The sequence below is a fragment of the Herminiimonas sp. genome, from assembly GCF_030645555.1.
Lineage (GTDB): Bacteria > Pseudomonadota > Gammaproteobacteria > Burkholderiales > Burkholderiaceae_D > Oxalicibacterium.
This window is the reverse complement of record NZ_JAUSME010000308.1, coordinates 1-3,276: the sequence shown is the minus strand read 5'-3', so window position 1 is coordinate 3,276 and position 3,276 is coordinate 1. Positions and strand designations below refer to the sequence as shown.

Here is a 3,276-nt window from a genome sequence, read left to right as displayed (position 1 = left end):
CTACAATCACATCGCAGCCAAGCGGGAGCAGGAACAGCGGCAGGTCCAGACTCCGGGAATGGCGGATGACGCCCGTGTCATCGCCTCCATCGATCCGGACGACCCTCGCTTCAAGTCGATCGAATGAGGACAGGGGCCGGGCGCCAGCGTGCGTGCCGGCAGCAAGCAGTGACACTGGGGCGGTGAAGCAGCGGCAGTGACCCGGGCAGCAGCCCGGGGACGGCCCTGCAGGCAGGCAGACATCAATATGAAATCGGTAATCCAAGAGGCGCGGCGCCTGGTCGTCAAAGTCGGTTCTTCGCTGGTCACCAATGACGGCAAGGGCCTCGACAGCACGGCAATTGCGCGCTGGGCGGCCCAGATCGCGGAACTGCGCGCTGCGGGAAAGGAAGTCGTGCTGGTCAGTTCGGGGGCGATCGCCGAAGGCATGCAGCGCCTTGGATTCGAGAGCCGTCCGGCCGGTATCCATGAACTGCAGGCCTGCGCCGCCGTCGGCCAGATGGGGCTGGCGCAAATCTACGAGACCAGTTTCAGGACGCATGACATCCGCACTGCGCAGGTATTGCTGACGCATGCCGACCTGGCCGATCGCGAGCGTTACCTCAATGCACGCTCGACGCTGTTCACGCTGCTCAAGCTCGGCGTCGTCCCCATCATCAACGAAAACGACACGGTGGTCACCGACGAAATCAAGTTCGGCGACAACGACACGCTGGGTGCGCTGGTCACCAACCTGATCGAGGGCGACGCCCTCGTCATCCTGACCGACCAGCGCGGGCTGTACACCGCCGATCCGCGCAAGGATCCCGATGCGCAGTTCGTGCACGAGGCAGCCGCGGGCGACGTTTCGCTGGAGGCGATGGCGGGTGGCGCCGGAACCGGCATCGGGCGCGGCGGCATGCTGACCAAGATTCTCGCTGCCAAGCGCGCCTCCACCTCGGGTGCACATACGGTCATTGCTTGGGGCCGGGAAGACAATGTCCTGACCCGGCTGGCAGCAGGCGAAGCGATCGGCACCCAGTTGACCGCGCAGACGGCGCAACTGACGGCGCGCAAGCAGTGGATGGCTGACCATCTGCAGACGGCCGGGCAGGTGGTGCTGGATGCTGGCGCCGTGAAAAAGCTGACCGACGAAGGAAAGTCGCTGTTGCCGATCGGCGTGACCGAAGTGAAGGGCACATTCGGCCGCGGTGACGTCATCACCTGCGTTGACGATGGCGGCCGCCCGATTGCCCGCGGCATCTCGAACTATTCCAGCTCGGACGCGCGTCGCATCATACGCCGGCCATCATCGGAAATCCTGCAGATACTCGGCTACGAAGAAGAGCCGGAGCTGATACATCGGGACAACCTGGTATTGCTTTGACCGGATGATGGTGCCTTCGATTGAAGGCATCGGGACCTCGGGTTACGCTTCGCTGACCCTACCTGCCATCTTGCGATTGGCGTCCCGGGCAAACGGACGCGCCGCGCCGCTGGCGGTCGCAGGTCCGTTTCCTCCCCGCTAATACTGTATCCGCGGATTCAATACCCGGTTTTCCCTGATTCGCTTGACGATCTCGGGGGCGGTGCCGACCTGGACTGTTCCCTCGCAGAAGAAATCGAGCGCCAGCGTGTCCTGGTAGCCGTTCCTGGCACCGCGCACGATGCGCTCCCAGTTCTTGCGGCGCGCGGGCGCCCAGGTGCCGTCCTTGTGTCCATATGCATACACCCTGGCTTCGAAGGCGGCACAGCGTATGCCTTCGTGGCTGATGGTGGTGGCACCGGCAGGGCTGGTGCCGACGACGGTATAGCGAACCACGCCGTCCGACCCGACTGTGATCGATTTCGAATCGACGGCAAAGCGGTGGGTAGCGGCCGCCTCGACCTGGAGCTTCAGCAGGTTGGCAGGGTCTGGCAGGGCAGGTAGCTGGACTTCTGCTTCCTGCCACGGCCCTTTATCCGCCTCGTCCTCGAACGCATACCGGGTCTGGCCCTGCGCGGAGCATGAGGCCAGGGAGCAGCACAGCAGAATCGCTGCTGCAGACCGCAGCGGAATGTTGAAACGCATTACTTGGTTCCCGTCCCGGTGGTATCCGGCTCGTCAATCGAGATGATCCTGCCGCCTGTAGCCTGGCGCAGGTAACGCGGCCCATGGCTGGTGGTGGCGCGCTGCACGCCCTGTGCCGGACGTGTCAGGAAGCGCGACAGTTCCTGCAGTGCCCGCTGGTAGACGTCGCGCTTGAATTCGATCACCACATCCAGCGGCACCCAATAGTCATGCCAGCGCCATGCGTCAAATTCAGGGTGTTCGGTCATCCGCAGGTTGACGTCGCAATCGCGACCGGTCATGCGCAGCAGGAACCAGATCTGTTTCTGGCCCTTGTAGTGTCCGCGAATCTCGCGCCGGATGAAATGATCGGGAACCTCGTAACGGAGCCAGTCGCGCGTGCGTCCGATGATCCGGACGTGTTCAGTACGCAAGCCAATTTCTTCCTCGAGCTCGCGATACATCGCCTGTTCTGGCGTTTCCCCGTACTTGATCCCGCCTTGTGGAAATTGCCACGAGTGCTCGCGCACCCGCTTTCCCCACCAGACTTCGTTCTGCGTGTTAAGCAGAATGATGCCGACGTTCGGGCGGTAGCCTTCACGATCCAGCATAATGCACCTCAGCTTTTCTGCCACCCGCTACACCGTCAGACTGGCACGTAATCCTGCGATTGCGTACGTGACCGGTCACGGCACAGGCGTCATGTCCTCTTCATTTCCCCATGCAGGAAACCGGGTCATTTGTCGTAAGTGCAAACATCGGGTGCGGCGGGCAGCGAATCCTTTAAAATTGAGTCGATTATAACCCCCTCTTTTTAAAAAGAATTCACCGTCATGCGTGCCTCCCGTTTTTTTGTATCCACCCTTAAAGAAGCCCCATCCGACGCCGAGATCGTCAGCCACAAGCTGATGCTGCGCGCCGGCATGATCAAGCGCGTGGGGTCGGGTATCTACAGCTACATGCCAATGGGCATGCGCGTGATTCGCAAGGTCGAGGCTATCGTGCGCGAGGAAATGAACCGCAGCGGCGCGGTCGAGCTGGCGATGCCGCTGGTCCAGCCGGCCGAGCTGTGGCAGGAGACCGGACGCTGGGACAAGATGGGTCCCGAGATGATGCGCGTCAAGGACCGCCATGGCCGCGACTATGCGATCCAGCCGACCTCGGAAGAAGTGATCACCGATATCGCGCGCTCCGAGATCAAGTCATACCGGCAACTGCCGGTGAACTTCTACCAGATCCAGAACAAG

Annotated in this window: 3 protein-coding genes and 1 pseudogene; 2 read left to right on the top strand and 2 right to left on the bottom strand. The window is 62.1% G+C overall.

Features of this window, described 5'->3' with window-relative positions; genetic code table 11:
- The first annotated feature begins 247 nt into the window (after positions 1–247).
- Positions 248–1,366, top strand: a complete 1,119-nt coding sequence (gene proB, locus Q7T06_RS11615) for a glutamate 5-kinase (RefSeq protein ID WP_304784824.1) — start codon at positions 248–250, stop codon at positions 1,364–1,366.
- Positions 1,367–1,504: 138 nt separating this feature from the next.
- Here the strand turns inward: proB and Q7T06_RS11610 are convergent, their stop codons facing one another.
- Positions 1,505–2,050, bottom strand: a complete 546-nt coding sequence (locus Q7T06_RS11610; protein ID WP_304784822.1) for a CNP1-like family protein — start codon at positions 2,048–2,050, stop codon at positions 1,505–1,507.
- Positions 2,050–2,640 (bottom strand): RNA pyrophosphohydrolase, encoded by a 591-nt coding sequence (locus Q7T06_RS11605; RefSeq protein WP_304784820.1) that lies wholly within the window; start codon positions 2,638–2,640, stop codon positions 2,050–2,052. The genes Q7T06_RS11610 and Q7T06_RS11605 overlap by 1 nt, the downstream gene beginning before the upstream one ends.
- 222 nt (positions 2,641–2,862) lie before the next feature.
- Between Q7T06_RS11605 and Q7T06_RS11600 the strand changes: the two are divergent.
- Positions 2,863–3,276: pseudogene (locus tag Q7T06_RS11600) on the top strand (aminoacyl--tRNA ligase-related protein); the annotation flags it as partial.